This window comes from Thalassotalea sp. PP2-459, from assembly GCF_001913705.1.
Lineage (GTDB): Bacteria > Pseudomonadota > Gammaproteobacteria > Enterobacterales > Alteromonadaceae > Thalassotalea_C > Thalassotalea_C hakodatensis.
In genome coordinates, this window is record NZ_MKQD01000078.1 from 1 (window position 1) to 1,560 (window position 1,560).

Consider the following 1,560-nt stretch of genomic DNA (forward strand, 5'->3'; position numbering starts at 1 on the left):
AACAATATCTTTGCCACACAAAAAAGCACGGCGAACACAACGGGAAATACAATGATAATAAGGTGTAGCCGCCAAACATACTTGACGACTTCTAACGATAGTCATTTCGCTTCCTTGCGATTGATTTACAATGACTCAAAGATTAGACAAACACTGGAATTTTACAAGTTAATTTTGGGTGTCTAGTTTATTTTGATGGCTTGTTATATGTCGCTTAGCCCACGTGATGTTCGCCAGGAGCTTCTCCGCCTAAAGGTTTTTTCTGTTTGGCAATATGTGGCTCTTGGCTACGATTGAATACCCACATTATTAAAGCACCAACAAAAGGGAGCAACCAAACAACAATAGTTTGACCAACCTTTTGAAATTTTTCTAAATCATCCCTTCGAAACAGAAAAATGCTAACTGCAATATTAATAATTGCCAAAGCGAAAATAAGTATTAATACAGAATTTTCCATTTCACCTTTCCTATGAAGACATATAACGCCGCAATATGGGGCGTATTAAGCTTGGCTAAAATTAGCGAAGAATGAGCGTCAGCCAAGCTTTAGACGTCCCACACATAATTGCCTTGTTATATACCGATATGCTCCAGAGCTGCATCTCGGAATTCTTGATAGTTGTCAGCATACTCCCAAATAGAAAATAGGTGCTCTCCATTTGAGTCGATTAAACAATACATTTGGCAATTAGCATATTCTTTCGAGTTTTTTAAATCATTCCAAGCATGGAATGATGATTGCCCGTTTTTACATAGAACGATTCCTTTAGAATCAAACGTAAAACTAAACTTTAAACTCCTAAGAAAACGAACCAATAGAAAAAAATATTTGCCACAAAAATAAACCAAAGCGCTACATACGAAAAATAAAAAAGTTAAAGTCTGCCAATCACCATCCGCAATTCTATTGCTTGATAAGTAAATCAAAGATAGAGGACCTAGTGCATAAACAGGCAAAAGTATGACTCCACAAACATAAGCCATTATTTGAACAGAGTTAGAATGTTGAACCATATTTCCCTTGGTATATAACGCCCCAATCAGGGGCTGATAATAGCTTGCTAAAATGTGCAGCGAAGCGGAACCGAGCAAGCTGTTAGCAGTCCCGCACTGAATTGGCTTGTTAGGTTACTACTTATTCAGGGCTAATAAATCTTGAAATTTTGGTTCAAGTTTATTTTCCAGTTGCGCCATACGCTGTTCAATTTTATTAGTTGAAACATTGACCTTGTTAAGTTTGGTATTCAATGAAGAAATTTGATTAGTTAACTTGTTATTTTGCTCTAATATTTGTTTGTTAGTATAAACCAACGAAGCTAAAGCAATTAATAATATAGCTATAACAATTGATTGAAAGTTAAATACTTTATTCATGATATATCCTTAATTTGAAAATTTGAGTCCATTTACATAGTTGTAATTATACAAATATAGTTTGAATCTGATGCAAACTTATTTAGTAACCTAGACATAATGACTCCCCACGAAAGTGCTGATCTCCAATCATTCGTGGATTAGCTGATAGCCAGAGCCATAATTAGTTTGTTAAATACTAAA

3 protein-coding genes and 1 pseudogene are annotated in these 1,560 nt (G+C 35.1%); all 4 read right to left on the minus strand.

The window, feature by feature from the left end:
• A pseudogene (locus tag BI291_RS18635) lies at window positions 1–105 on the minus strand (transposase); the annotation flags it as partial.
• A gap of 109 nt (window positions 106–214) precedes the next feature.
• Window positions 215–460, minus strand: a complete 246-nt coding sequence (locus BI291_RS16955; RefSeq protein ID WP_074500425.1) for a hypothetical protein — start codon at window positions 458–460, stop codon at window positions 215–217.
• Window positions 461–576: 116 nt separating this feature from the next.
• A complete protein-coding gene (locus BI291_RS16960; RefSeq protein WP_074500427.1) occupies window positions 577–1,017 on the minus strand; it encodes a hypothetical protein in 441 nt (146 codons plus the stop codon).
• Between the two features lie 117 nt (window positions 1,018–1,134).
• Window positions 1,135–1,377 carry a hypothetical protein gene (locus tag BI291_RS16965; protein WP_074500430.1) on the minus strand — a complete coding sequence of 81 codons (243 nt, stop codon included), beginning with the start codon at window positions 1,375–1,377 and terminating at the stop codon, window positions 1,135–1,137.
• Between the last annotated feature and the right edge of the window lie 183 nt (window positions 1,378–1,560).

What these genes read in the sequence shown, in the direction of transcription:
- BI291_RS16960 (WP_074500427.1), bottom strand. Translation starts at nt 1,017, where the DNA reads ATGGTTCAACATTCTAACTCTGTTCAAATAATGGCTTATGTTTGTGGA.
- BI291_RS16955 (WP_074500425.1), bottom strand. Translation starts at nt 460, where the DNA reads ATGGAAAATTCTGTATTAATACTTATTTTCGCTTTGGCAATTATTAAT.
- BI291_RS16965 (WP_074500430.1), bottom strand. Translation starts at nt 1,377, where the DNA reads ATGAATAAAGTATTTAACTTTCAATCAATTGTTATAGCTATATTATTA.